The following is a 917-nucleotide window of genomic DNA, read 5'->3' as shown; positions in this document are numbered from 1 at the left end:
AATCCATTCCAGCGGCGGCAACGTCCAGTGGAACACCACCACCGGCACCTTCGCCGCGACGCATGTGTCGACGTGGTCTCGCGACGTGAAGCCGTGCGGCTCATCCCGGTCGACGATGAAGTCCACGCCATAGGGCCGCTGCGTGCCTGCCTGGATGGCCTTCAGGCGCGCCTCCAGCACCAGCGGCGGCTCCGGCGCCCCGCCCAGCATTCCCAGCCCACCCGCCTCCGACACGGCGATGACCAACGGCGGCAGCGACACGAACGCCATTCCCGCGCCCACGAAGGGGTAGTGGATCCCCACGGCGCGCGTCAGCCGCGTCTTCAGCGTGTTGCCCTCCAACACGTAGATGGGCGGAGGGCGCGGCCCGGGCTGTCCGTCACCGTCGGAGGTCCCTTCCGCCAGCGGCTCCTCGTCTTCACGGGAAGAAGTGGGCTGGCCAGGTCGTCCGTCGTTCGCGCCGTTCATCGCGTCTCCCGCTGGTGCTGACGTACCGAGCTTTCAAGATTAGCAGCGCCACCCCTTGATTCAGTCGCGACCGGCCAGGGCCGTGCTCACTGGCCAGCAGAGCGACCTCCTCTCTGTCCTTCATTCATCCAGGGAGAGGTCGTCGTGCCCCAGCCCCGCGTCCGTCAGCACCCGGCCCCGCCCGAGCCGCCGCGTCAGGGGCCGGTAGCGCTGCGCCACCATGTTGCCCAGCCGGAAGGGAAGGCCCCGCTCCCGCTCCACGCGCCGGGCCTGGGCGACCAGCGCCTCGCGCGTCAGTCTCAGGGGCCCCTCCAGGCCCACCAGGATGCGGTTGGTGCTGGAGGGCACCTCGAAGAGGGACAGGCCGTGGAAGCTCACCTGGTAGGTGCGCACCATCGCGTCGAAGAGCGGGTTCGCCGCCGACTCCCACACGTTGCCCACCACCACCC

The 917-nt window shown here is 69.9% G+C and carries 1 protein-coding gene and 1 pseudogene; both read right to left on the bottom strand.

Going from position 1 to position 917, the window contains the following annotated elements:
* On the bottom strand, positions 1 to 468 hold a 468-nt coding region (locus D7Y13_RS41775; RefSeq protein ID WP_208734559.1), incomplete at its 3' end, for a nitronate monooxygenase.
* A gap of 120 nt (positions 469 to 588) precedes the next feature.
* A pseudogene (locus D7Y13_RS41770) lies at positions 589 to 917 on the bottom strand (hypothetical protein); the annotation flags it as partial.

Origin of the sequence: Corallococcus praedator (genome assembly GCF_003612125.1) — a bacterium.
GTDB lineage: Bacteria > Myxococcota > Myxococcia > Myxococcales > Myxococcaceae > Corallococcus > Corallococcus praedator.
The sequence above is the reverse complement of the archived record's forward strand: the minus strand, read 5'-3'. Positions and strand labels throughout refer to the sequence as shown.